The organism is Atlantibacter sp. MEI4A-1023 (genome assembly GCF_056155425.1).
On the sequence record NZ_CM149568.1, the window covers coordinates 1994394 to 2017836 of the forward strand.

Genomic DNA, 23443 nt, shown 5'->3' on the forward strand with positions numbered 1-23443 from the left:
CATCCATGAGCGCATCATCTGTTGAGTGTATGTCAGATGAAGGAGGCATTAGTCATACAAATACATCATGCAATAAAAAAAACCCGCCGCAGCGGGTTTCTGAACGCATGTCTATCAATGTTCGAACATTGCAGAAATAGATTCTTCGTTGCTGATACGACGAATCGCTTCTGCCAGCATGCCGGAAAGGGTCAGGGTACGAACTTTTTCCAGCGCTTTGATTTCCGGTGCCAGCGGAATGGTGTCACATACGATGAACTCGTCGATCACGGAGTTCTTGATGTTTTCCACTGCGTTGCCGGAGAAAATCGGGTGGGTTGCGTAAGCGAAGACGCGTTTCGCGCCGCGCTCTTTCAGCGCTTCCGCCGCTTTGCACAGGGTGCCGCCGGTATCGATCATATCGTCAACCATTACGCAGTCGCGGTCAGCCACGTCACCGATAATGTGCATCACCTGGGAGACGTTAGCGCGCGGACGGCGTTTGTCGATGATGGCCATGTCGGTATCGTTGAGCAGTTTAGCGATAGCGCGAGCGCGCACCACGCCGCCGATATCCGGGGAAACCACGATCGGGTTGTCGAGGTTTTTCTGGATCATATCTTCGAGCAGAATTGGGCTGCCGAAGACGTTGTCTACCGGCACATCAAAGAAGCCCTGAATCTGTTCTGCGTGCAGGTCCACCGTCAGAACGCGGTCTACGCCGACGCTCGACAGAAAATCAGCAACCACTTTTGCGGTGATCGGCACACGCGCGGAACGCACGCGGCGGTCCTGGCGAGCATAGCCAAAGTACGGGATCACAGCGGTAATACGGCCTGCGGAAGCGCGACGCAGGGCATCTACCATCACAACCAGTTCCATCAGGTTGTCGTTGGTGGGGGCACAGGTGGACTGGATGATGAAAATATCACCACCGCGTACATTTTCATTAATTTGTACGCTGACTTCGCCGTCGCTAAAGCGACCGACAGCAGCGTCGCCGAGGGAAGTGTACAGGCGGTTGGCAATACGTTGTGCTAGTTCCGGGGTGGCGTTACCAGCAAAAAGCTTCATATCAGGCACGAGAAGAACCTCAGGCATGCGTCCAGTGGTGGATGACGACATCAATGCGGGTGAAGCTCGCCATCCAGGCGGTGTATTTAAAGAGCATGGCGCAACATCTGGAACAGGGTGACGTTGTCACCATTACTCAGTATGCCCGGAATTCCTGCGCTATTCGTCAACAACTACGTCAAGTGCTTGATGCAGCGGAGAGCGGTTAACTCCCCTGGCGACAAAGCCATGCAGCCATTCCGGGGCTTGTTTAAGCACCTGGCGAGCAGCGGATTCTGTGTCAAATTCAGCAAATACACAGGCCCCTGTGCCAGTCAGGCGCGACGGCGCGTATTCTAACAGCCAGGAAAGCGCGGCATCAACCTTACGAAAACGTTTTCTTGCAATAACCTCGCAATCATTGCTGAATTCACATTTTAGTAACGCTTCCAGGCTGCGTTTCGGGGTGTTTCGCGGTAAATCGGGATCGCCGAAAATCACCGGCGTGGAAATGCTCTCGCCGGGGTGCGCCACCAGATACCATTTTTCAGCCGGTTCAACGAAGGTCAGCAGTTCGCCCACGCCCTCGGCGAACGCGGCGCGGCCGCGCACGAATACCGGTACATCCGCACCCAGCGTAATGCCGAGCTGCGCCAGCTGTTCATCACTAAAGCCGGTTTTCCACACATGGTTCAGCGCCACCAGAATTGTCGCGGCGTTGGACGACCCGCCGCCCAGCCCGCCGCCCATCGGCAACTGCTTATCGATAGCGATATCCGCACCCAGCGGGCCAGTAAAACCGTTGTCGCGCGCGTTGGCCGCCAGCATCCGCGCGGCGCGGACGATCAGATTATCTTCATCTGCTACGCCGTCCACCGGGGTCAGCAGACGGATCTGGTCATCATCGCGCGGGTCGATATCCAGGGTGTCGCCGTATTCAAGAAACTGAAACAGGGTCTGGAGATCGTGATAGCCGTCGGGGCGACGGCCAGTGATATATAAAAACAGGTTCAGTTTTGCAGGAGAGGGCCAGCGACGCATTATTTCACCGTCCAGCTATCCATCTTCAACTTGATGCGCTGATCGCCTTCGCGCAACTCCATATTAGCGGGCAGCGCCGGCTGGGTTTTAGTGTCATAACCGCCGTAGGTCACGGTCCAGTTTTTGCCGTTCTGGCTGTAATTCACTTCGCGCAGGCGGTAGTTTTCATCCAGTTTGTAATCCGTGGCGTCGCCCGGGATCCCTAAAATCCACTGGCGCAGGCTGTTGAGCGGGATCGGCATCCCGGTCAGCTTGCCGATCATCTCTTCGGCGTCGGTCGCGGTATAGCGCTGGCCTTTGTTATCCACCAGTTGTACCACGCCCGGCTGCGCGTTCAGCTCCAGCTCGGTGCTGCCCAGCGGGTTGGTCAGCAGCAGGCGATAGCGGTCCTGGCCAGTTTGCTGCCAGAAAAAGCGCGCATACACTTTTTGCCGGTCAGAAAGATAGGCGAACGAGCCGCGCGTCTGGTACTGGGAAATCTTCGCGACCTGCTGCTGATGCTGCTGCCACTGCGGTGAATCGGGGCTTTTGCCCGGACCTTTTGGCGTTGTCACGGCACAGGCCGTTAAGATCAGGCTTGCCAGCGGTAAAAGACGGACGAACGGGAAAGGGGAGCGAATCATGGTGGCGGCAAATCCTTGAAAGTAGGTTAGCTTGATAACCTTTCATGCTAGCTGTCAGCGAGAAATGCGTCTACGGTCAAGTTATCTTAAATGATCGGCTCACCGATTGATTCAAAAGAGGTCGCTCTCTTTTATTGACCCTGCTCATCCTGTATGATGCTCCAGGTTCAACCTTATCAACGCTGGTACTATTCCCGCACACATGACCCTTTTAGCACTCGGCATCAACCACAAAACGGCTCCGATTTCACTGCGAGAACGCGTTACGTTTTCGCCGGAAACGCTCGACCAGGCGCTGGAAAGTCTGCTGGCGCAGCCGATGGTGCAGGGCGGGGTGGTGTTATCCACGTGTAATCGTACCGAACTCTATTTAAGCGTCGAGCAGCAGGACGATCTCCACGAACGCCTGGTGCGCTGGCTGTGCGATTACCACCAGCTTGATGAAGCAGAAGTGCGCAACAGCCTGTACTGGCACCACGATAATGACGCCGTCAGCCATCTGATGCGCGTTGCCAGCGGGCTGGATTCGCTGGTGCTCGGCGAGCCGCAAATTCTCGGCCAGGTCAAAAAAGCGTTCTCGGATTCCCAGCGTGGGCATACCCAGTCCAGCGAACTGGAGCGCATGTTCCAGAAATCGTTCTCCGTGGCCAAACGGGTGCGTACCGAAACCGAAATTGGCGCCAGCGCGGTATCGGTGGCCTTCGCCGCCTGTACCCTGGCGCGGCAAATCTTTGAATCGCTTTCGAAAGTCACCGTGCTGCTGGTCGGCGCGGGGGAAACCATCGAACTGGCGGCGCGTCATCTGCGCGAACACAACGTCTCGAAAATGATCATCGCCAACCGCACCCGCGAGCGCGCCCAGCGTCTGGCGGATGAAGTGGGCGCGGATGTGATCGAACTTAGCGAAATCGACGAACGCCTGAAAGACGCCGACATTATTATCAGTTCCACCGCCAGCCCGTTGCCGATCATCGGTAAAGGCATGGTGGAGCGCGCGTTAAAAGCCCGCCGCAATCAACCGATGCTGCTGGTGGATATCGCGGTGCCGCGTGACGTAGAGCCGGAAGTGGGCAAACTTGCCAACGCCTATCTCTACAGCGTGGACGACCTGCAATCGATCATTCAGCACAACCTGGCGCAGCGCAAAGCCGCCGCCGTACAGGCTGAAACCATCGTAGCCCAGGAAGCCAGCGAATTTATGGCCTGGATGCGCGCCCAGGGTGCCACCGAGACCATTCGTGAATACCGCAGCCAGGCCGAACAGGTGCGTGACGATCTCACCGCCCGCGCCATTGCTGCGCTGCAACAAGGCGGCGACGCCGAAGCCATCATGCAGGATTTAGCCTGGAAGTTAACCAACCGGCTGATCCATGCGCCAACCAAATCTCTCCAGCAGGCCGCCCGTGACGGGGATGATGATCGCCTGCATATTCTGCGCAACAGCCTTGGGCTGGAGTAGCACAACAATACATATAACAAGGTGAAACACCGCCTATGAAGCCTTCTATCGTTGCCAAACTAGAAGCCTTGCAGGAGCGCCACGAAGAAGTTCAGGCCCTGCTTGGCGATGCTGCGACTATCGCGGATCAGGATCGCTTTCGCGCGCTCTCCCGTGAATACGCACAGTTGAGCGATGTATCGCGCTGTTTTTTGCTCTGGCAACAGGTTCAGGAAGACATCGAAACGGCACAAATGCTGTTGGATGACCCGGAAATGCGCGACATGGCGCAGGAAGAATTAAGCGAAGCGAAACAGAAAAGCGAACAGCTTGAGCAGGAATTACAGGTACTGCTGCTGCCGAAAGATCCTGATGATGAGCGCAACGCGTTTGTTGAAGTGCGCGCCGGAACCGGCGGCGACGAAGCCGCGCTGTTTGCCGGGGATCTGTTCCGCATGTACAGCCGCTACGCCGAATCGCGCCGCTGGCGGGTCGAGATCATGAGCGCCAGCGACGGCGAACATGGTGGCTACAAAGAAGTGATCGCTAAAATCAGCGGCGACGGCGTCTATGGCCGGTTGAAATTCGAATCCGGCGGCCACCGCGTCCAGCGCGTACCGGCCACCGAATCCCAGGGCCGTATCCACACTTCCGCCTGTACCGTGGCGGTAATGCCGGAACTGCCGGAAGCCGAGCTGCCAGACATTAACCCTGGCGATTTGCGTATTGATACGTTCCGCTCCTCAGGCGCGGGCGGCCAGCACGTTAACACCACCGATTCCGCGATCCGTATTACCCACTTGCCGACCGGCATTGTGGTGGAGTGCCAGGACGAACGCTCCCAGCATAAAAACAAAGCCAAAGCGCTGTCGGTGCTGGGTGCGCGTATCCATGCGGCGGAAATGGCCAAACGCCACCAGGCGGAAGCCTCAACCCGCCGCAACCTGCTGGGCAGCGGCGATCGTAGCGATCGCAACCGCACCTATAACTTCCCGCAGGGCCGCGTAACCGACCACCGCATCAACCTGACGGTGTACCGTCTGGATGAAGTGATGGAAGGCAAGCTGGATATGCTGATCGAACCTATCGTCCAGGAATACCAGGCCGATCAGCTCGCCGCACTTTCCGAGCAGGAATAATGGAGTTTCAGCACTGGTTACGGCAGGCCGCCGCACAGCTTGTTGACAGCGAATCGCCGCGTCGTGACGCGGAGATCCTGCTGGGCCTGGTAACCGGCAAAGCGCGTACCTTTATTCTGGCATTCGGCGAAACGCCGTTAACCCAGGCGCAACTGGCTGAGCTTGACGCGCTATTAGCCCGGCGCGCGGCGGGGGAACCCGTCGCGTATCTTACAGGCGTTCGGGAATTCTGGTCGCTGCCGCTGATGGTTTCGCCGGCTACGCTGATCCCGCGCCCGGACACCGAATGTGTGGTAGAGCAGGCGCTGGCCCGCTTGCCCGCAGAACCCTGCCGCATTCTCGATTTAGGTACCGGCACCGGCGCGATTGCGCTGGCGCTGGCCTCCGAGCGCCCGGACTGCCGGGTGGTTGCGGTGGATAAAGTGCCAGACGCGGTGGAGCTGGCGCAGCGTAATGCGCAGCGCCTGCGCATCGCTAATATCGACATCAGGCACAGCGACTGGTTTAGCGCCGTTCAGGGCCAGCGCTTTCAGCTTATCGTCAGTAATCCTCCTTATATCGACAGCGAAGATGCGCATCTCCAGCAGGGCGACGTGCGGTTTGAGCCGCTGTCTGCGCTGGTGGCGCAGGATTCTGGCCTGGCCGATATCGATTTTTTAATTCGTGAAGCGCGGGCTTACCTTGAACCTGGCGGCTGGCTGGTGCTGGAGCACGGCTGGCGGCAAGGCGAGGCGGTGCGCGCGTTGTTTCATCAAGCAGGATTTATCGCAGTAGAAACCGGTCTGGATTATGGCGGCAATGAACGCCTGACCATGGGACAAATAACATCACAGGAGTAAGTCATGGCAACGTATTTTGCGCTTAAGCACGTGCATATTCTCACCGCTTTCCTTTCTGTTAGCCTGTTTATTCTGCGCTACTGGTGGCAATATCGCGGTTCAGCCATGTCGACCAAACGCTGGGTGCGGATTGTCCCGCACATTAACGACACGCTGTTGCTGGTAACGGGCGTGGCGCTGGTGATGATCACCCATTTCTACCCATTCACCCCACAAGGCGCATGGCTGACTGAGAAGCTTTTTGGCGTTATCATCTATATCGTTTTAGGTTTTATCGCGCTGGGCAAACGCCCGCGTAGCCAGCAGGTGCGCTGGATAGCTTTTCTGCTGGGCCTGGTAGTCATTTACATTGTGATAAAGCTGGCTACCACCAAAATACCGTTATTGGGGTTTGTATGAAGTCGTTAGCCGATTTCGAGTTTAATAAAGCGCCGTTATGTGACGGCATGATTCTGATTTCGCAGATAATCCGCGAGGACTTCCCAACGAAGGACGTTTACGAGCGGCTGCAATCGCTGGTCGCGCTCGCCCGGGAAGAGATCAGCGGCGGGCTGCACCAGGATATCCAGTTGGAAAAACTGCTGGATCTGTTTTACGGCGAGTGGGGCTTCCAGGATTCCCGGGGCATCTACAAGCTGTCAGACGCGCTGTGGCTGGATAAAGTGCTGGAAAACCGCCAGGGCAGCGCCGTTGCGCTGGGGGCGATTTTGCTGTGGATTGCCGAACAGCTGGATATCCCGCTGATGCCGGTGATTTTCCCGACCCAGTTGATCCTGCGTGCCGACTGGATGGATGGCGAAATGTGGCTCATCAACCCGTTCAACGGCGAAACCCTCGACGAACATACGCTGGAAGTGTGGCTGAAAGGCAACATCAGCCCGGTGGCGGAACTGTTCGTGGACGATCTCGAAGAGTCCGAAAACGCTGAAGTGATCCGCAAACTGCTTGACACCCTGAAAGCGGCGCTGATGGAAGAGCGGCAGATGCTGCTGGCGCTGCGCACCAGCGAGGCGCTGTTGCAGTTCAACCCGGAAGATCCGTATGAAATCCGCGATCGCGGGCTGATCTACGCCCAGCTTGACTGCGACCATGTGGCGTTGACCGATCTGAGCTACTTCGTCGAGCAGTGTCCTGAAGACCCGATCAGCGAAATGATCCGGGCGCAAATCAATTCGATTTCTCACAAACAGATTACCCTGCATTAATCGCAGCACGTTTCTGATTTACACCTGATAAGGCGAACGTATGAAACAAAAAGTGGTGAGTATTGGTGATATCAACGTAGCGAACGATCTGCCGTTCGTTCTCTTCGGCGGTATGAACGTTCTGGAATCGCGCGATCTGGCGATGCGCATCTGCGAACATTACGTCACCGTGACCGACAAACTCGGTATCCCTTACGTATTCAAAGCCTCCTTTGATAAAGCGAACCGCTCGTCGATTCACTCTTATCGCGGGCCGGGCCTGGAAGAAGGGATGAAAATCTTCCAGGAACTGAAACAGACCTTTGGCGTGAAAGTCATTACCGACGTTCACGAAGCCTCCCAGGCGCAGCCGGTGGCCGATGTGGTTGACGTGATCCAGCTGCCGGCGTTCCTCGCTCGCCAGACCGATCTGGTCGAAGCGATGGCGAAAACTGGCGCGGTAATCAACGTGAAGAAACCACAGTTCGTCAGCCCAGGCCAGGTTGGCAACATCGTTGACAAATTTATCGAAGGCGGCAATGACAAAGTGATCCTGTGCGATCGCGGCAGCAACTTCGGTTACGACAACCTGGTTGTCGATATGCTCGGCTTCAACGTGATGAAGAAAGCGTCTGGCAACTCGCCAGTGATCTTCGACGTCACCCACGCGCTGCAGTGCCGTGACCCGTTTGGCGCGGCCTCCGGTGGCCGTCGCGGCCAGGTGACCGAGCTGGCGCGCGCGGGTATGGCGGTCGGCATCGCCGGTCTGTTTATCGAAGCGCACCCGGATCCAGCCAATGCGAAATGTGACGGTCCGTCCGCGCTGCCGCTGGCGAAACTGGAACCGTTCCTCAAGCAGATCAAAGCGATTGACGATTTGGTTAAGAGCTTCGATGAGCTGGACACGGAAAACTAATTTTCCGCTGTGATAAAAAAATGCCCTGCAAATTGCAGGGCATTTTTGTTTTCGCGGTCAGGCGAATATCGTCATCAGATAGGCGGCGAACAGCGCCAGATGCGCGGTGCCGTTAAGGACATTGGTGCGTCCGGTGGAGAACGAAATCTGGCACAGCACCAAAGAGGCCAGCATCACGATCATTTCTGGCGCGCCGAGACCGAAAATCAGATCGTTGCCGGTCAGGATCGCAATCAGCGTCACCGTCGGCACGGTCAGCGAGATGGTCGCCAGTACCGAGCCAAAAAACAAATTCATCGCGCGCTGTACCTGGTTATTCATCACCGCTTTAATCGCTCCCAGCCCTTCCGGGGAGAGGATCAGCAGCGCCACCAGGAAGCCGGTAAATGCCACCGGCGCGTTCAGCGTGGTCAACAGCGACTCCAGCGGGCTGGCGTTCATTTTGGTCACGGCAATCACCGCAATCAGGTGCACCACCAGCCAGGCCGCGTGCCATACGTTGCTGTGCGCGGACGGCTTACCGTGGTGCGGGTCGTCGCCTTCATCTTCATGCTCATACACAAACAGGCTCTGGTGGGTTTTGGTCTGGATGATCAAAAACACCCCGTACATGGCGGCAGAAATCAGCGCCACCAGGATCGACTGGCCGACCGTAAAGTTGGCCTCTGGCAACGCCATCGGGAACACCAGCACAATCACCGCCAGCGGAAACAGGGCAATTAAATACTGCTTAATGCCGAACAGATTGACATGCTGCGTAGCGAATTTACGCCCGCCCAGCAGCAGCGCAAAGCCGACCAGGCCGCCGGTGACGATCATGATGATGGAATAAAGGGTATCGCGCATCAGGGTTGGCGCGGCATCGCCAGTCGCCATGAGCGCGGAGATCAAACTGACTTCAAGAATAACCACTGAAAGGCTGAGGATCAGCGAGCCGTAAGGTTCGCCCAGTCGATGCGCCAGAACATCCGCATGGCGCACCACGCTAAATGCGCTGCTCAGGATCGCGACAAGCGCCAGCGCATTGATGCCGATAACCACTGGCAGCGACTGGCTGGCCCCCCAAAATGCCAGCACCGCCAGCGCTATCACCGGGAAAATGAGGGAAGACTCCTTATGGCGGGTTTTCACCGCCTCATGTACTGTTTTTGTCATTGTTAAACTCCAGAGAAGCAGGTTTTATCATTATAGTCATTGTGAGAAAGGTCACTAAAATAGCAAAAAACCTTATAGTCACCGGGAATATTTACGAAGTTTTACGGCCTGCAGTAAAATTTTTCCTCAGAAGGGGATAAACCGCTATCTTGTTTAGAATCCATTTAACTAACAATGAATTAATGAGAAGGTTCTGACATTTATCCCGTGACCTGGCAAAACCGTACGTCCTGGCCCACACTTTGGAGTTGTCCCTGAAAAGAGAGGTTCGTATGCCGTATAAATCACGTAGCGACTTACCCGAAAACGTCACCAATGTACTGCCAGCTCACGCCCAGGATATCTACAAAGAAGCGTTTAACAGCGCCTGGGATCAGTATAAAGATGCTGACGACCGGCGCGGAGACGCCAGCCGTGAAGAAACCGCGCACCGCGTGGCGTGGGCGGCTGTAAAACATGATTACCAAAAAGGTGACGATGAAAAGTGGCATAAGAAAAAATAAATCCACTGCTAATTAATTGATAACCCGGGGCACTGCGTCGCCAGCGCCCCGCAAAACGTCTTCAAATCTCCGAAATTGTGCCAAATCAATTTTTCAACTCTTGCCAGCGTTGGGTTAATTGCCTATCGTCACAGCATAATTGCTTTCGAAATGAACAGCAGACAGGGCAAGAGGGTGTCAGGGAAGAGTGGCAGTGGTGGAGGTATGAAGTGCTAACACGTGATTTCTTAATGAAAGCGGATTGTAAGACGGCTTTTGGAGCCATTGAGGAATCGTTATTGTGGTCATCTGAGCAGCGCGCGGCGTCTCTTGCGGCGACGCTTGCCTGTCGGCCTGACGATGGCCCGGTATGGATTTTCGGTTACGGTTCGCTAATGTGGAACCCGGCGCTGGAGTATGACGAGTCAGCCACCGGCACGCTGCCGGGCTGGCACCGGGCGTTTTGCCTGCGCTTAACCGCAGGCCGCGGCACCGCCTGCCAGCCGGGACGGATGCTGGCGCTGAAAGAGGGCGGCCGCACCACCGGCGTGGCGTATCGCCTGCCGGAAGCGACGCTCGATCAAGAGCTGGAGCTGCTGTGGAAGCGTGAAATGATCACCGGCTGCTATCTGCCCACCTGGTGCAAACTGGCGCTGGACGATGGCCGTACCGTCAACGCGCTGGTGTTTATTATGGACCCGCGCCACTCGCTGTATGAATCCGACACCCGCGCCGCGATCATCGCCCCGCTGATTGCCGCCGCCAGCGGCCCGCTCGGCACCAATGCCCAGTATCTGTTTTCACTGGAGCAGGAACTCGACAAGCTGGGGATGCGCGACCCGACATTAGATGAAGTTATTAGTGCGGTTCGCGCGTTGCAGGCACCCCAGTCCGATGCTAACTGGCAACCGGGATTTGCATAAACTCAGGCGGGAACGTAGCTGATGGAGTGCTCCAGCGACTGGCTGTGACTGTCGATCAGCACGTTCCAGGTACCGCTGTAGGGAACGGTGAGATAAGCGTGCTTGCGGTTTTGCACGCTTAAAATATCCGCCGTACTGCTGGCTGCCCCTTTGGCGCTCATCAAATGTATGTGACAAGAATCAGAACAGCGCACCACCACCGTATCTCCGCCAAATAACTTTAGACTCGTTTTTACCATCGCCATCTTTTTACCCTCTGCCATATAAAAGACTACCCCAGGACGTGACTCTCTTCACAAATCACGCTTATGCATAACACCAAAGAGGGAGGGGGCAGATGCTGACTTTGATCAACGAATTTCATAATCATTAAACTTTAGTTATAAATCCCCTCAAAGCATTCAGCGCTGGCAGGTTTGCGCGTGATAAATGTACAAACGAGGCGGGAAATTCTGGAAACGGGCGGCGCGTTCAGCCAGCTATTTCGCGGCGGGGTGCCGAATCGCGTTAATAGTCTGGAAACTGCCGCAGCGGGGCGCATACGGCAGCAGGCAATCAGAAGGTCAGGACTTTATCTGCCGCCAGCGTCCACTGGGCCAGTTCTACCAGCGTGCCAATCTCCACGCCATCAATCAGCGGCAGCCCGGAAACGCCGCGCCCGTCGGTACAGGTCTTACACAGCTTCACCGGCACGTTCTGCGCGGTGAGGATCTCCAGCATCTGCTGAATGTTGTAGCCTTCCGCCGGTTTCTGGCCGCGAATGCCCGCCGTCACCGCATCCGACATCAAAAACAGTTTCAGACTCAAATCGTCCTGCTGCTCACGCAGGGCGATAGCCAGACGCAGGCTGTTAAACAGCGACTCACTGCCGTAAGCCGCCCCGTTAGCGATAATCACGATATTTTGCACGTTGACTCCTTTGCCGTTTGGGCATGGTTATTGCTTTGTTAATTGATGACCAGAGTAAAGCGGTAATGACTTCGGGAGTATGACATGAATCAACAGGCGCCACGCCCACAATCCGCGCTGGAATGGTTTCGCTATACCCGTCGCCAGCAACAGCAGCAGTTACAGCATCTTGCACAGCTGGGGGAGTTCGCCACGCTGATTAGCCAACTGGTGCACGCGCTCCAGCGCGAGCGCGGCGCGTCTAACGTCTGGCTGTGCTCCAGGGGCGCGCTGTTTGGCCCGCAATTGCAGCACAGCGCCCAGCAGGTGGATGACGCCCTTGCCGCTTTCCAGCGCTGGCTGACCGAACATCACGCCCTGATGAACGGCAACGCGGCGGCGAAACTGGCCTGCGCATTGTGGTTTCTGGAAGGGTTAAGCGCGTTACGCGTAGAGATCCTCGCTGCGCGCATCACGCCGGAGCAGGCCATGGACCGCTTTATCCGCACCGTTCAACCGCTAATGGAGATTATCCCGGAAGCCAACGACACCCTGAGCGATCCGCAGGTGGCCCAGGCGTTGACCGCGCTATACAGCCTGATGCAGGGCAAAGAGTGGGTCGGGCAGGAGCGGGCGGTGGGGGCGATTGGCTTTACCCGCGGCGAGTTCGACGCCGCGCTGCGCCAGATGCTGGTGGACCGCATCGACGCCCAGCAGCACAGCTTTTCCACCTTCCTGTCGCTGGCTGGCCCCTCTGAGGCGGCGATGTTTCGCGACTGCGCAGAGGCGACCCGGGATATCGAACAAATGCGCCGGGAAGCCTGCACTCGCATCCCGGCCAACCCGCACTCGGCGGCGCGCTGGTTTGCACTCCAGACCGAACGTCTGGACGCGCTGCGGCTGATTGAAACCCGGTTAATCGACACGCTTTCCGCCGCTGCGCAACTTTCGTTACAACATACTTTAGATGACTCACATACCGGCGAAACGGCGCTGGCCGCGTGGGTAGTGCAGCAGAGCAGCGGCAGGGTCGCGCCGGTGGAACGTCATCTGCTGCCGCTGGTGCGCCAGCAGGCGCGCGAGCTGGAAAAACTCAGCCGTGAACTCACCTCGCTTCAGGAAACGCTGGAAGAGCGCAAAACCATCGATAAAGCCAAAAGCCTGCTGATGAGCCATCAGGGCATCAGTGAAGAACAGGCCTGGCAACAGCTTCGCAAGCTCGCCATGAACCAGAACCAGCGAATGGTGGATATCGCCCGTTCGCTGCTGCTCAGCGCATCGCTGTGGCAGCTAACGCCAAAGCGTTAGCTGCACACCTGCGGGGCAGAGCGTGACAGTTTATGGTGCGCTGGCTCACAAAAAAACCGCTGAAACCCCGGCAAACGCGGCGCAAATTCCTGGCACAGCAATTGCAAAACCTTAACTGACCACAACACAAAACGCAGAGAAGCCAACGGCGGCTTCCCGGCGATGAGGATAAAGGCGTCCCGCAATGTTCACGCATTGTTGGACGCCTTTTTTATTGGAGCAGCCATGAGCGAAACACAACGAGGGCTTTCCCGCCGCCGCCTGATTCAGGCGGGAGCCACACTGGGCGGCGTTTTGATGATACCGGGGCTGGCGAGCAGCGTCTGGGCAGCCGGTTCTGATCAGCCGGAGCGCCAGCAGGTAAACGTCGGGTTTATCCCGCTGACCGACTGCGCGCCGCTGGTGATGGCGTCAGTGAAAGGCTTCGACGCCCGCTATGGCATCAAACTCAACCTCAGCAAAGAGGCGAGTTGGGCGGCGGTGCGCGACAAACTGGTGTACGGCGAACTGGACGCCGCGCACATCCTGTACGGGATGGTATACGGGCTGGAGCTGGGCATCGCCGGGAAAAAGCAGCCGATGGCGAGCCTGATGACCCTCAACAACAACGGCCAGGCGATCACGCTTTCTACCGATCTACTGGACAAAGGTGTGCGCTCGCTGGGGGATCTGCCGGGTTATCTGCGCCAGTCCGCGCCAGGCAGTTACACCTTCGCCCACACCTTCCCAACCGGCACCCACGCCATGTGGCTCTATTACTGGCTGGCCTCCGAAGGCATCAATCCGTTCACCGACGTGCGCACCGTGGTGGTGCCGCCGCCGCAGATGGTGATGAACATGCGCATCGGCAACATGGTGGGCTTTTGCGTCGGCGAACCCTGGAACGCCAGGGCGATCAACGACCGCATCGGTTTTACCGCCGCCACGACCCAGGATATCTGGCCGGATCATCCGGAAAAAGTGCTCGGCTGCCGTCATGACTGGGTGGAGCAAAACCCGAATACCGCGCGGGCGTTGGTTTCCGCCACGCTCGACGCGGCGCGCTGGATTGACGCCAGCGATGACAACCGCCGGGAAACCGCCCAGGTACTGGCGAAACGCGCGTACCTGAATACCAAAGCGCAGTACCTCACGGGCCGGATGCTCGGCGACTACGACAACGGTGCGGGCCGCCGCTGGCAGGACCGCCACGGAATGCAGTTCTTCCGCGATGGCGAGGTCAGCTATCCGTGGCTGTCGGACGGCATCTGGTTCCTGACCCAGTTCCGCCGCTGGGGGTTATTAAAACAGGAGCCGGATTATCAGGCCATCGCCCGGCGCATCAACCGTACCGACATCTACCAGCAGGCCGCCAGCGCCACTGGCGTCAGCCTGCCGAAAGACGCCATGCGCAGCAGCCGGCTGCTCGACGGCAAAATCTGGAACGGCGTGGACCCGGCGTCTTACGCCGCCAGCTTCGATATCTCGCATCAGGGGAGCAAAGCATGAAACAGCAACAGGTGACTCAGAGTGACGTTGTCACGTCAGAAATCATCAGCGCCGAGGTGATCGCGCTACCTCCGGTGCAGGTGCGCAAACGCCATCCGGCCCTGCGCATCGCCGCCAACCATCTGGCGCAGCGTCTGCTGCCGGGCCTGCTGGGTTTAGGGTTGGCGCTGGTGGCCTGGCAACTGGTGTCGATCAACAGCAAAGGCTTTCCCGGCCCGCTCAGCACTCTGGATTCCGCGCTGACCCTGTTCGCCGACCCGTTTTACCGCGAAGGGCCCAACAATCAGGGGATCGGCTGGAACGTGCTGGCATCCTTACAGCGCGTCGGCATCGGCTTCGGGCTAGCGGCGCTGATAGGTATTCCGCTCGGCTTTTTGACTGGACGCTTCGTATTCTTCGCCCGGATGTTCGGCCCGCTGATTGCGCTACTGCGCCCGGTCAGCCCGCTGGCCTGGTTGCCCATCGGGTTGCTGCTGTTCCAGCGCGCTGAACCGGCGTCCAGCTGGACCATTTTCATCTGCTCAATCTGGCCGATGGTGATCAATACCGCCGACGGGGTGCGTCGCATCCCGGACGACTACCTTAACGTAGCGCGGGTGCTGCAACTCTCTGAATGGACGGTGATGCGCCGCATTCTGTTCCCGGCGGTGTTGCCGGCGATTTTAACCGGGGTGCGCCTGTCTATCGGCATCGCCTGGCTAGTGATTGTCGCCGCCGAAATGCTCACCGGCGGCCTGGGCATCGGCTTCTGGATCTGGAATGAGTGGAACAACCTCAACGTCGAAAACATCATCATCGCCATCGTCATTATCGGCGTGGTGGGGCTGATGCTCGAGCAAGCGCTACTGTGGCTGGCGCGTCGTTTTAGCTGGCAGGAAAAATAAGGAGCGCACCATGAAACCGATTATTCAGGTCCAGAACGTCAGCCAGCGTTTCGCCACCCAGGGCGGCGAGTTCCTGGCGCTGCAAAACGTGAGCTTTGATATCGCCGCCGGGGAAACCGTCGGGCTGATTGGCCATTCCGGCTGCGGCAAATCCACGCTGCTTAACCTGATCGCGGGCATCACGCTGCCCAGCGAAGGCGGGCTGCTGTGCGATAACCGCGAAATCGCCGGGCCGGGTCCGGAGCGCGCGGTGGTGTTCCAGAACCATTCCCTGCTGCCGTGGCTGACCTGCTACCAGAACGTGGCGCTGGCGGTGGACCACATCTTTGCCCGCGCCATGAGCCGCGCCGAGCGCAGTGAGTGGATCATGCACAACCTCGAACAGGTACAGATGGGCCACGCACGGGATAAACGCCCCGGGGAGATTTCCGGCGGCATGAAGCAGCGCATCGGCATTGCCCGGGCGCTGGCGATGAAGCCGAAAGTGCTGCTGATGGACGAGCCATTCGGCGCGCTCGATGCCTTAACCCGTGCTCACCTCCAGGATGCGGTGATGCGCATCCAGCAGGCGTTGAATACCACCATCGTGCTGATCACTCACGACGTGGATGAAGCGGTGCTGCTGTGCGACCGGGTGCTGATGATGACCAACGGCCCGGCGGCTACGGTAGGGGAAATCCTTGATGTGACATTGTCACGACCGCGCAACCGGGTGCAGCTGGCGGACGATCCGCACTACCACCAGTTGCGCCAGCAAATCCTCCATTTCCTGTATGAAAAGCAGCCCAACGCGGCGTGAGGAGCGGGCGATGACGACGCAACTGGTGATTGTCGGTAACGGCATGGCGGCGGTCCGGCTGGTGGAGCAACTGCTGCAACTGGCCCCGGCGCGCTATGCCATCACGCTGATCGGCGACGAGCCGGGCGTGGCGTATAACCGCATTTTGCTGTCTCCGGTGCTCGGCGGGGAGAAAACCGCCGCGGATACCACGCTACACCCGCTGGCGTGGTATCAGGCCCACGGCGTGACCGTGCTGAGCAATGAAAAGGTGCTGGCGGTGGACGTCGCTAACCGCACCGTTACTACCCCGCGCCAGCAACTGCACTGGGATGAATTGGTTTTCGCCACCGGTTCTGTGCCGTTTATCCCGCCGATTAACGGTCATCAGCAGCCGCACGTCCACGCGTTTCGCACTCAGGGAGATGTGGAGGCAATTTTGCGCCATGACGGCCCGGCGGTCGTGCTCGGCGGCGGGCTGCTGGGCGTGGAAGCCGCCGCGGCGCTGGCCCAGCGCGGTATCCCGGTGACGCTGGTGCATCTGGCAGCCCGGCTGATGGAACAACAGCTGGATGAACAGGCGGCGCGTCTGCTGGCAGAGCGGCTGGAAGCGCGCGGCATCCGCTGTGTGCTGGGCCAGACGTTGACCGACATAGGCGCGCAAGACGTGACGCTGAACAACGGCGCAACGCTCACGGCTGCGCGGGTGGTGATTGCCACCGGCGTCAAACCCAATATCTCACTCGCCAGCGCGGCGGGCGTGCCCTGTAACCGGGGAATTTTGGTGGATGGACAGCTGCAAACCGCGCTGCCGGGCATCAGCGCTATCGGCGAATGCTGCGAATTTAACGGCGCGCTGTGGGGATTAGTCGCTCCGTGCCTGGCCCAGGCCGACGTGCTGGCTGCCCGATTAGCGGGCCAGCCGCAGGGCGATTTTCACTACCAGCCGCGCGGCACGCGCTTAAAAGTCACCGGTATCGATTTGTTCAGCGCGGGTGATATCAACCCCACGCCCGCATGCCAGACCCTCACCAGTTTCGACCCGCTCAGTGGTCACTACCGCCGTGTGCTGGTGCGCGACGGCAAACTCTCGGCGCTGCTGATGATGGGGGATACCCACGCCGCGCCGCGCCTGATGAACCAGTTCCAGCAGCCGGTTGAACCTCACGCCGGGCTGCTTTTTGATATTGACCAACCGCAGCCGCTGGCTGCAGGAAGCGATGAAATGAGCAAAGCGACATTAGTGGTTATCGGCCACGGCATGGTAGGCCACCATTTCCTTGAGCAGTGCGTTAATGCCGGGCTGCATCAGCAGTACCAGATCATCGTGTTTGGCGAGGAGCGCCACGCCGCCTATGACCGGGTGCATCTGTCGGAGTATTTCGCCGGACGCAGCGCCGAATCGCTTTCCATGGTTGACGGCGATTTCTTTGCCCGCAGCGGCATTGAGCGACGTACTGGTTGCCGGATTGTCGATATCGACCGCGAACGCCAGGTGGTGCGCGACGCTGAAGGCCGGGAAACCTGCTGGGACCGGCTGGTGCTGGCAACCGGCTCCTGGCCGTTTGTACCGCCCGTGCCGGGCCATCAACAGCCGGGCTGTTTTGTTTACCGCACCCTGGATGACCTGGATGCCATCCGCGAGCGGGCGAAAACCGCCACGCGCGGCGTGGTGATCGGCGGCGGACTGTTGGGCCTTGAAGCCGCTAACGCCCTGAAACAGCTTGGGCTGGAGACGCACGTAGTGGAGTTCGCGCCGAACCTGATGGCGGTGCAGCTCGATTCTTCCGGCGCGGCGATGCTACGCCAGAAAATCAGCGCCCTGGGCGTCAGCGTACACACCAGCAAATCCACCAGGGAGATCCGCGCCACGGAGACCGGGCTGGCGCTGGAGTTTGCCGATGAACAGAGCCTGGAAACCGATTTGGTGGTGTTTTCCGCAGGTATCCGCCCGCAGGATGCGCTGGCGCGCCAGGCGGGGCTGGAACTGGGCGAGCGCGGCGGCATCGTGATTGACGACCGCTGCCTGACCAGCGATCCGCGCATCAGCGCTATCGGCGAATGCGCCCTGTGGCAGGGCAAAATTTTTGGCCTGGTCGCACCCGGCTATCAGATGGCGCGGGTGGCGGCGGCAAATCTCAACGGGGAAAATGCGCAGTTCAGCGGCGCGGATATGAGCACCAAACTCAAGCTGCTGGGCGTGGAAGTGGCCTCGTTTGGCGATGCGCACGGCGCGACGCCCGGCGCGCAGAGCTATCAGTGGACCAACGGCCCGGCACAGACCTATAAAAAAATCGTGGTCAGTGCGGATAACAAACGCCTGCTGGGCGGCGTACTGGTAGGCGACAGCAGCGACTACGCCACGTTGTTGCAGATGATGCTCAACGACATGGCGCTGCCCGCTCAGCCGGAAACCCTGATCCTGCCCGCCAGTTCCCCCAGCGCCGTGAAAGGGCTGGGCGTGTCGGCGTTGCCCGACAGCGCGCAAATCTGCTCGTGCCATAACGTCAGCAAAGCCCAGATTTGCCAGGCAGTGAGCGACGGCGCAACCCACCTCGACGCCCTGAAAACCTGCACCAAAGCTGCTACCGGCTGCGGCGGCTGTAGCGCGCTGGTCAAACAGGTGCTGGATTATCAGCTTGAACAGCAGGGCGTGGAGGTCAAAAAAGATATCTGCGAGCACTTTGCGTACTCGCGCCAGGAGATTTATCACCTGGTGCGCGTCAACCATATCCGCAGCTTTAACCAGTTGATTAGCCGCTACGGGCGCGGCCACGGCTGTGAAATCTGCAAGCCTTTGGTGGGTTCGGTACTGGCATCGTGCTGGAACGAGTATCTGCTTAAGCCCGGTCATTTGCCGTTGCAGGACACCAACGACCGCTATTTCGCCAATATCCAGAAAGACGGCAGCTATTCGATTGTGCCGCGCATGCCCGCCGGGGAAGTCACGCCGGACGGGCTGATCGCCATTGGCGAGATCGCCAAACGCTACAGCCTTTACAGCAAAGTCACCGGCGGGCAGCGTATCGATCTGTTTGGCGCACGGCTGGAACAGTTACCACTAATCTGGCGCGAACTGGTGGACGCCGGGTTTGAAACCGGGCACGCCTACGGGAAATCGCTGCGCACCGTGAAATCCTGCGTCGGCTCGACCTGGTGCCGCTACGGCGTGCAGGATTCCACCGGGCTGGCGGTGGAGCTGGAGCATCGCTACAAAGGGCTGCGCGCGCCGCACAAAATCAAAATGGCGGTGTCCGGCTGTACCCGGGAATGCGCCGAAGCCCAGGGTAAAGATGTGGGCGTGATCGCTACCGAAAAGGGCTGGAACCTGTACGTGTGCGGTAACGGTGGCATGAAACCGCGCCACGCCGATCTGTTCGCCAGCGATCTGGATACCGCCACGCTGCTGCGTACCGTGGATCGCTTCCTGATGTTCTATATCCGCACCGCCGACCGGCTCCAGCGCACCAGCACCTGGATGGATAACCTGGAGGGCGGGCTGGCCTATCTTCAGGCGGTGATTTTGCACGACAGCCTCGGCATCTGTGACGAGCTGGAGCGTGAAATGGCCCTGGTCATTGAGAGCTACCAGTGCGAATGGCAAACCACGCTCAACAGCCCGGACCGGTTGGTTCTGTTTAAAAGCTTTGTTAACAGCGATACGCCGGATGAAGCGGTGCAGCGCCAGATCCTGCGCGATCAGCCGCAGTTGGTGAGCGTACCGCAGCAGCAGGAGGCCGCACCCTCATCGCGTCTGTGGCAGGAGGTGTGCCGCCTCGATGAGATCCCGACGGATGCGGGTATTGGCGCGCGGCTGGGCAACATGCAGATCGCGCTGTTCCGCTTTAACGATGCGGTGTATGCCCTGGATAACCGCGAGCCGGACAGTGACGCCAATGTGCTGTCGCGCGGTATGCTCGGCGACGTCGCCGGGGAGCCGGTGGTGATTTCCCCGCTCTACAAACAAAAAATTCGCCTGCGCGACGGCTGTTTCCAGGGCAGCAGCCAGCAGGCGGTACGCGCCTGGCCGGTAAAAATCGAGGCCGATAAAGTGTGGGTCAGCAGCCAGGCGCTGGTCCTGCGCGCGGAGGCGTCATGAAAACCCATACCACCTGCCCGTACTGCGGGGTCGGCTGCGGCGTGGTGGTGACCCAATCCCCGGACGGCAACGTGAGCGTAGCGGGGGACCCTGATCATCCCGCCAACCTGGGGCGGCTGTGCGTGAAAGGCGCCGCGCTGGGGGAAACCCTGGGATTAGCCGGACGGTTGCTGGAGCCGGAAGTCGACGGGCAAACCGCCTCATGGGATCACGCGCTGGATGCCGCCGCCGGGCAACTTGCGGAAATCATCCACCAGCATGGCCCGCAGGCGGTGGCGTTTTACGCCTCGGGCCAGTTACTGACCGAGGATTACTACGCCGCCAATAAGCTGATGAAAGGCTTTATCGGCAGCGCCAATATCGATACCAACTCCCGGCTGTGCATGTCCTCGGCGGTGGTGGGCTACAAGCGCGCATTCGGCGCGGACGCGGTGCCGGGCAATTATCAGGACATCGAAACCAGCGACCTGGTGGTGCTGGTGGGGGCTAATGCCGCCTGGGCGCATCCGGTGCTTTATCAACGGCTGACGGCGGCAAAAGCGCAGCGGCCAGAGATGAAAGTGGTGGTGATCGACCCGCGAACAACCGCCACCTGCGATATTGCCGACCTGCATCTGGCGCTTAAACCCGGCAGCGACGCCGGATTGTTTAACGGGCTGCTGAACCTGCTGGCGGGGCAGATCCCGCCGGATAGCTTCGACGGGCAACAGCCCGCGCTGGATGCGGCGGCAGCGTGGACGCTGGATCGGTGCGCGACGTTTTGCGATCTGCCGCGTGATGACGTGGCGCGGTTTTACGACTGGTTTATCAGCGCCGATCGCGCCGTGACGCTGTACACCATGGGTATCAACCAGTCGTCCAGCGGCAGCGACAAGTGCAACGCGATCATTAACGTCCATCTGGCGAGCGGTAAATACGGGCGTGCAGGCTGCGGACCGTTTTCGCTGACCGGGCAGCCAAATGCCATGGGCGGGCGCGAAGTGGGCGGGCTGGCGAACCAGCTGGCCTGCCATATGGGATTTAACCCGCAGGATATCGCCCGGCTGGGGCGCTTCTGGGGCAGCGAACGCATCGCTGAAACGCCGGGGTTAATGGCGGTGGAGCTGTTTGAGGCGATTTATCGCGGCGAGGTGAAAGCGGTGTGGATCATGGGCACTAACCCGGCGGTGTCATTACCCGACAGCGACCGGGTGCGCGAGGCACTGCGCCGCTGCCCGCTGGTGATCGTCTCTGAGGTTTCCCGGCACAGCGATACCGTCGCCTTCGCCGATATCGCTTTCCCGGCCCAGGCGTGGGGGGAAAAAAACGGCACCGTGACTAACTCCGAACGGCGGATTTCGCGCCAGCGGGCGTTTCTGCCCGCGCCGGGCAATACCCGCCCGGACTGGTGGATCGTCGCCCAAGTGGCGCAGCGGCTCGGGTTTAGCGACGCGTTTAGCTGGCAGCATCCGGCAGCGATCTTCAGCGAACATGCCAGGCTGTCGGGCTTTGAAAACCACGGCAGCCGGGCGTTCGATATCAGCGGCCTGGCGTCGCTGAGCATTGAGCAGTGGGACAATTTAGCGCCGATCCAGTGGCCGGTGACCGCCAACGCGCCGCGCGGCACTGCGCGATTACTGGAAACGGGGCAGGGCTGGCATCCCTCGGGGCGCTTGCAGCTGATTACGGTGGATCCGCAAAACGCCCAGGCGCAAACCACCGCGCACTATCCGCTACTGCTCAACACCGGCCGGATACGCGACCAGTGGCACACCATGACCCGTACCGGCATGGTGCCGCGCCTGATGCAGCACCAGCCGCTGCCCTGGGTGCTGATCCATCCCGATGACGCGGCGCAACAGGGTATTAGCAAACAGTCGCTGGTGCGGCTCTCATCGCCGCGCGGCTGGGCGCTGGGTTATGCCTGCATCACGCCCGACCAGCGCCCCGGCGAGCTGTTTATGCCGATGCACTGGAATAATCATTTCGCCAGCCAGAGCCGGGTCAACGCGCTGGTGGCGTCGGTGGTCGATCCCCATTCGGGGCAGCCGGAGAGCAAGCAGACCGCGGTGCGCCTTCAGCGGGTCAACGCGCCGTGGCAGGGATCGTTGTTTAGCCGACACGCGCTGGAGATACCCGGTTCGATCATGTGGTGGCGGCAGGCCGCTGGCTGGAAACTGGCGGCGAGCACCCAGGACGTTAGCTGGATTGAAAGCCTCGCCGGGCGCGAAGGCTGGCAGTTACAGTACGCCCGGGGCGACACGTTCGTTCATCTGTTGGCCTGGCAGGGATCGGCGTTGCAACTGGCGCTATACCTTAGCCGCCATGAAACCGCGCTGGATGAGCCAGCCATTGTCGCCAGTTTTGACGCGCCGATGACCGACCCGGCCCAGCGCCATCAGCTACTGGCGGGGGGCGGCGCGCAGCAAACGCCGCACGGCCGTACGGTATGCAGTTGTATGGGGGTGAGCGAAACCGCGATTTGCGCAGCTATCGCGGCAGGCTGCAACACGCCCGCCGCGCTCGGCAAGCAGTTAGGCTGCGGCACCCAGTGCGGTTCCTGCATCCCGGAATTAAGGACGCTGATAGCCGCCTCACTGTCCAAAGCGACCCACTAACCCGGTGGCCGCCAGGGCATGGCCCTTCAGTGCCGCCAGCAATTCCTCTTTGGTCATGCCCGCGTTGAGATTAGGGTCCAGATCGGTGGCAATCAGGGTAAAGGTGTAGTGGTGCGCCCCGGTGCCGGGCGGCGGGCAGGGGCCGTACCAGGTGGTGGTGCCGGGGCTGTTTTTCCCGCCGGTGAAACCCTCTTCTTTGACCAGCGCATTGGCGGCAAAGCCGGTGGTCGAGGACGGGATGTTATAGGCCACCAGATGGGTGACGCCCAGGCCTTTCGCGCCTTCGGGGTCATGCATGATCAGCGCGTAGCTTTTAGTACCGGTGGGCGCGTGGCTCCACACCAGCGCCGGAGAGGCGTTTTCGCCGGTGCAATTGGGGTTGTCTTTGGCGTTGCCGGCGAATTTTTTTTGCAGCATCGCGTTATCGGCAAAATCCGGCGACTGGAGAATAAACAGGCTGTCAGCCTGGGCTACGGGCATCGCTAACCCTGACAGCAAACAGAGTGCTGAAAACAGTGATTTTTTCATCGGGGGATCTCACACGGCCTGGATGCATTAAGCGTAGCGCAGGCCAGGGGAATACGTTTGAGGATAATCTGGAAATGATGCCTGCGGCGACCAAAACCGCC

The 23443-nt window shown here is 59.4% G+C and carries 21 protein-coding genes; 14 read left to right on the forward strand and 7 right to left on the reverse strand.

What is annotated here, in order from left to right:
- Positions 1 to 114 precede the first annotated feature (114 nt).
- The 3 genes from prs to lolB form a co-directional block, all read right to left on the reverse strand.
- The gene (gene prs, locus ACVV26_RS09685) at positions 115 to 1062 is read right to left on the reverse strand and encodes a ribose-phosphate diphosphokinase (protein ID WP_002437209.1); all 948 of its coding nucleotides are present in this window, start codon (positions 1060 to 1062) and stop codon (positions 115 to 117) included.
- 150 nt (positions 1063 to 1212) lie between these two features.
- Entirely contained in the window at positions 1213 to 2073 is an 861-nt protein-coding gene (ispE, locus tag ACVV26_RS09690; RefSeq protein ID WP_474801230.1) for a 4-(cytidine 5'-diphospho)-2-C-methyl-D-erythritol kinase, read from the reverse strand.
- Positions 2073 to 2696, reverse strand: a complete 624-nt coding sequence (gene lolB, locus ACVV26_RS09695) for a lipoprotein insertase outer membrane protein LolB (protein WP_474801232.1) — start codon at positions 2694 to 2696, stop codon at positions 2073 to 2075. Before lolB ends, ispE begins: the two co-directional genes overlap by 1 nt.
- A 202-nt stretch (positions 2697 to 2898) precedes the next feature.
- On the opposite strand from lolB, the gene hemA reads away from it, so the two are divergent.
- Genes hemA through kdsA form a run of 6 tightly spaced genes read left to right on the forward strand, consistent with a single transcriptional unit; the run spans position 2899 to position 8212 of the window.
- Entirely contained in the window at positions 2899 to 4155 is a 1257-nt protein-coding gene (gene hemA / locus ACVV26_RS09700; protein ID WP_312984663.1) for a glutamyl-tRNA reductase, read from the forward strand.
- 35 nt (positions 4156 to 4190) lie between these two features.
- On the forward strand, positions 4191 to 5273 hold the full coding sequence (gene prfA / locus ACVV26_RS09705) for a peptide chain release factor 1 (RefSeq protein WP_474801234.1): 1083 nt from the start codon (positions 4191 to 4193) through the stop codon (positions 5271 to 5273).
- Positions 5273 to 6112, forward strand: a complete 840-nt coding sequence (prmC, locus tag ACVV26_RS09710; protein ID WP_474801236.1) for a peptide chain release factor N(5)-glutamine methyltransferase — start codon at positions 5273 to 5275, stop codon at positions 6110 to 6112. The genes prfA and prmC overlap by 1 nt, the downstream gene beginning before the upstream one ends.
- Positions 6113 to 6115: 3 nt before the next feature.
- Entirely contained in the window at positions 6116 to 6511 is a 396-nt protein-coding gene (locus ACVV26_RS09715) for a SirB2 family protein (protein WP_474801238.1), read from the forward strand.
- Entirely contained in the window at positions 6508 to 7317 is an 810-nt protein-coding gene (sirB1, locus tag ACVV26_RS09720; RefSeq protein ID WP_474801240.1) for an invasion regulator SirB1, read from the forward strand. The genes ACVV26_RS09715 and sirB1 overlap by 4 nt, the downstream gene beginning before the upstream one ends.
- A gap of 40 nt (positions 7318 to 7357) precedes the next feature.
- Positions 7358 to 8212, forward strand: a complete 855-nt coding sequence (kdsA, locus tag ACVV26_RS09725) for a 3-deoxy-8-phosphooctulonate synthase (protein ID WP_474801242.1) — start codon at positions 7358 to 7360, stop codon at positions 8210 to 8212.
- A 57-nt stretch (positions 8213 to 8269) separates the two neighbouring features.
- On the opposite strand, the gene chaA is transcribed toward kdsA, so the two are convergent.
- Positions 8270 to 9367, reverse strand: coding sequence for a sodium-potassium/proton antiporter ChaA (gene chaA, locus ACVV26_RS09730; protein ID WP_474801244.1), 1098 nt, complete (start codon positions 9365 to 9367; stop codon positions 8270 to 8272).
- A gap of 272 nt (positions 9368 to 9639) precedes the next feature.
- Between chaA and chaB the strand changes: the two genes are divergently transcribed.
- Both chaB and ACVV26_RS09740 read left to right on the forward strand, forming a co-directional pair.
- Positions 9640 to 9870, forward strand: a complete 231-nt coding sequence (gene chaB / locus ACVV26_RS09735) for a putative cation transport regulator ChaB (protein ID WP_144129267.1) — start codon at positions 9640 to 9642, stop codon at positions 9868 to 9870.
- Positions 9871 to 10079: 209 nt separating this feature from the next.
- On the forward strand, positions 10080 to 10772 hold the full coding sequence (locus tag ACVV26_RS09740) for a gamma-glutamylcyclotransferase (protein ID WP_474801246.1): 693 nt from the start codon (positions 10080 to 10082) through the stop codon (positions 10770 to 10772).
- Positions 10773 to 10774: 2 nt separating this feature from the next.
- Here the strand turns inward: ACVV26_RS09740 and ACVV26_RS09745 are convergent, their stop codons facing one another.
- Together ACVV26_RS09745 and ACVV26_RS09750 are read right to left on the reverse strand one after the other, a co-directional pair.
- Complete coding sequence (locus tag ACVV26_RS09745; RefSeq protein ID WP_125295397.1) at positions 10775 to 11017, reverse strand: DUF1883 domain-containing protein; 243 nt, start codon at positions 11015 to 11017, stop codon at positions 10775 to 10777.
- Between the two features lie 310 nt (positions 11018 to 11327).
- Entirely contained in the window at positions 11328 to 11681 is a 354-nt protein-coding gene (locus ACVV26_RS09750) for a DsrE/DsrF/TusD sulfur relay family protein (RefSeq protein ID WP_312984648.1), read from the reverse strand.
- 84 nt (positions 11682 to 11765) lie between these two features.
- On the opposite strand from ACVV26_RS09750, the gene ACVV26_RS09755 reads away from it, so the two are divergent.
- The 6 genes from ACVV26_RS09755 to ACVV26_RS09780 all read left to right on the forward strand — a co-directional run bounded on the left by ACVV26_RS09755 (position 11766) and on the right by ACVV26_RS09780 (position 22814).
- On the forward strand, positions 11766 to 12968 hold the full coding sequence (locus tag ACVV26_RS09755; protein WP_474801248.1) for a nitrate- and nitrite sensing domain-containing protein: 1203 nt from the start codon (positions 11766 to 11768) through the stop codon (positions 12966 to 12968).
- A gap of 225 nt (positions 12969 to 13193) precedes the next feature.
- The gene (locus ACVV26_RS09760; RefSeq protein ID WP_474801250.1) at positions 13194 to 14456 is read left to right on the forward strand and encodes a CmpA/NrtA family ABC transporter substrate-binding protein; all 1263 of its coding nucleotides are present in this window, start codon (positions 13194 to 13196) and stop codon (positions 14454 to 14456) included.
- Positions 14453 to 15340 carry a nitrate ABC transporter permease gene (gene ntrB, locus ACVV26_RS09765; protein ID WP_474801251.1) on the forward strand — a complete coding sequence of 296 codons (888 nt, stop codon included), beginning with the start codon at positions 14453 to 14455 and terminating at the stop codon, positions 15338 to 15340. The genes ACVV26_RS09760 and ntrB overlap by 4 nt, the downstream gene beginning before the upstream one ends.
- A 10-nt stretch (positions 15341 to 15350) precedes the next feature.
- Positions 15351 to 16139 (forward strand): ABC transporter ATP-binding protein, encoded by a 789-nt coding sequence (locus ACVV26_RS09770; RefSeq protein WP_474801252.1) that lies wholly within the window; start codon positions 15351 to 15353, stop codon positions 16137 to 16139.
- A gap of 10 nt (positions 16140 to 16149) precedes the next feature.
- Entirely contained in the window at positions 16150 to 20217 is a 4068-nt protein-coding gene (gene nirB, locus ACVV26_RS09775; RefSeq protein ID WP_474801253.1) for a nitrite reductase large subunit NirB, read from the forward strand.
- Entirely contained in the window at positions 20214 to 22814 is a 2601-nt protein-coding gene (locus ACVV26_RS09780) for a nitrate reductase (protein WP_474801254.1), read from the forward strand. Before nirB ends, ACVV26_RS09780 begins: the two co-directional genes overlap by 4 nt.
- Here the strand turns inward: ACVV26_RS09780 and ACVV26_RS09785 are convergent.
- Entirely contained in the window at positions 22791 to 23342 is a 552-nt protein-coding gene (locus ACVV26_RS09785) for a YbhB/YbcL family Raf kinase inhibitor-like protein (protein WP_474801256.1), read from the reverse strand. The genes ACVV26_RS09780 and ACVV26_RS09785 overlap by 24 nt on opposite strands.
- Positions 23343 to 23443 lie beyond the last annotated feature (101 nt).

Excerpts from the sequence above, each read along its gene's own strand:
- ACVV26_RS09760 (WP_474801250.1), top strand. The coding sequence starts at position 13,194 with ATGAGCGAAACACAACGAGGGCTTTCCCGCCGCCGCCTGATTCAGGCG.
- sirB1 (WP_474801240.1), top strand. The coding sequence starts at position 6,508 with ATGAAGTCGTTAGCCGATTTCGAGTTTAATAAAGCGCCGTTATGTGAC.
- nirB (WP_474801253.1), top strand. The coding sequence starts at position 16,150 with ATGACGACGCAACTGGTGATTGTCGGTAACGGCATGGCGGCGGTCCGG.
- ntrB (WP_474801251.1), top strand. The coding sequence starts at position 14,453 with ATGAAACAGCAACAGGTGACTCAGAGTGACGTTGTCACGTCAGAAATC.
- lolB (WP_474801232.1), bottom strand. The coding sequence starts at position 2,696 with ATGATTCGCTCCCCTTTCCCGTTCGTCCGTCTTTTACCGCTGGCAAGC.
- chaA (WP_474801244.1), bottom strand. The coding sequence starts at position 9,367 with ATGACAAAAACAGTACATGAGGCGGTGAAAACCCGCCATAAGGAGTCT.
- ACVV26_RS09755 (WP_474801248.1), top strand. The coding sequence starts at position 11,766 with ATGAATCAACAGGCGCCACGCCCACAATCCGCGCTGGAATGGTTTCGC.
- ACVV26_RS09745 (WP_125295397.1), bottom strand. The coding sequence starts at position 11,017 with ATGGCGATGGTAAAAACGAGTCTAAAGTTATTTGGCGGAGATACGGTG.
- ispE (WP_474801230.1), bottom strand. The coding sequence starts at position 2,073 with ATGCGTCGCTGGCCCTCTCCTGCAAAACTGAACCTGTTTTTATATATC.
- ACVV26_RS09770 (WP_474801252.1), top strand. The coding sequence starts at position 15,351 with ATGAAACCGATTATTCAGGTCCAGAACGTCAGCCAGCGTTTCGCCACC.
- prmC (WP_474801236.1), top strand. The coding sequence starts at position 5,273 with ATGGAGTTTCAGCACTGGTTACGGCAGGCCGCCGCACAGCTTGTTGAC.
- ACVV26_RS09715 (WP_474801238.1), top strand. The coding sequence starts at position 6,116 with ATGGCAACGTATTTTGCGCTTAAGCACGTGCATATTCTCACCGCTTTC.
- ACVV26_RS09785 (WP_474801256.1), bottom strand. The coding sequence starts at position 23,342 with ATGAAAAAATCACTGTTTTCAGCACTCTGTTTGCTGTCAGGGTTAGCG.
- kdsA (WP_474801242.1), top strand. The coding sequence starts at position 7,358 with ATGAAACAAAAAGTGGTGAGTATTGGTGATATCAACGTAGCGAACGAT.
- prfA (WP_474801234.1), top strand. The coding sequence starts at position 4,191 with ATGAAGCCTTCTATCGTTGCCAAACTAGAAGCCTTGCAGGAGCGCCAC.
- ACVV26_RS09780 (WP_474801254.1), top strand. The coding sequence starts at position 20,214 with ATGAAAACCCATACCACCTGCCCGTACTGCGGGGTCGGCTGCGGCGTG.
- chaB (WP_144129267.1), top strand. The coding sequence starts at position 9,640 with ATGCCGTATAAATCACGTAGCGACTTACCCGAAAACGTCACCAATGTA.
- hemA (WP_312984663.1), top strand. The coding sequence starts at position 2,899 with ATGACCCTTTTAGCACTCGGCATCAACCACAAAACGGCTCCGATTTCA.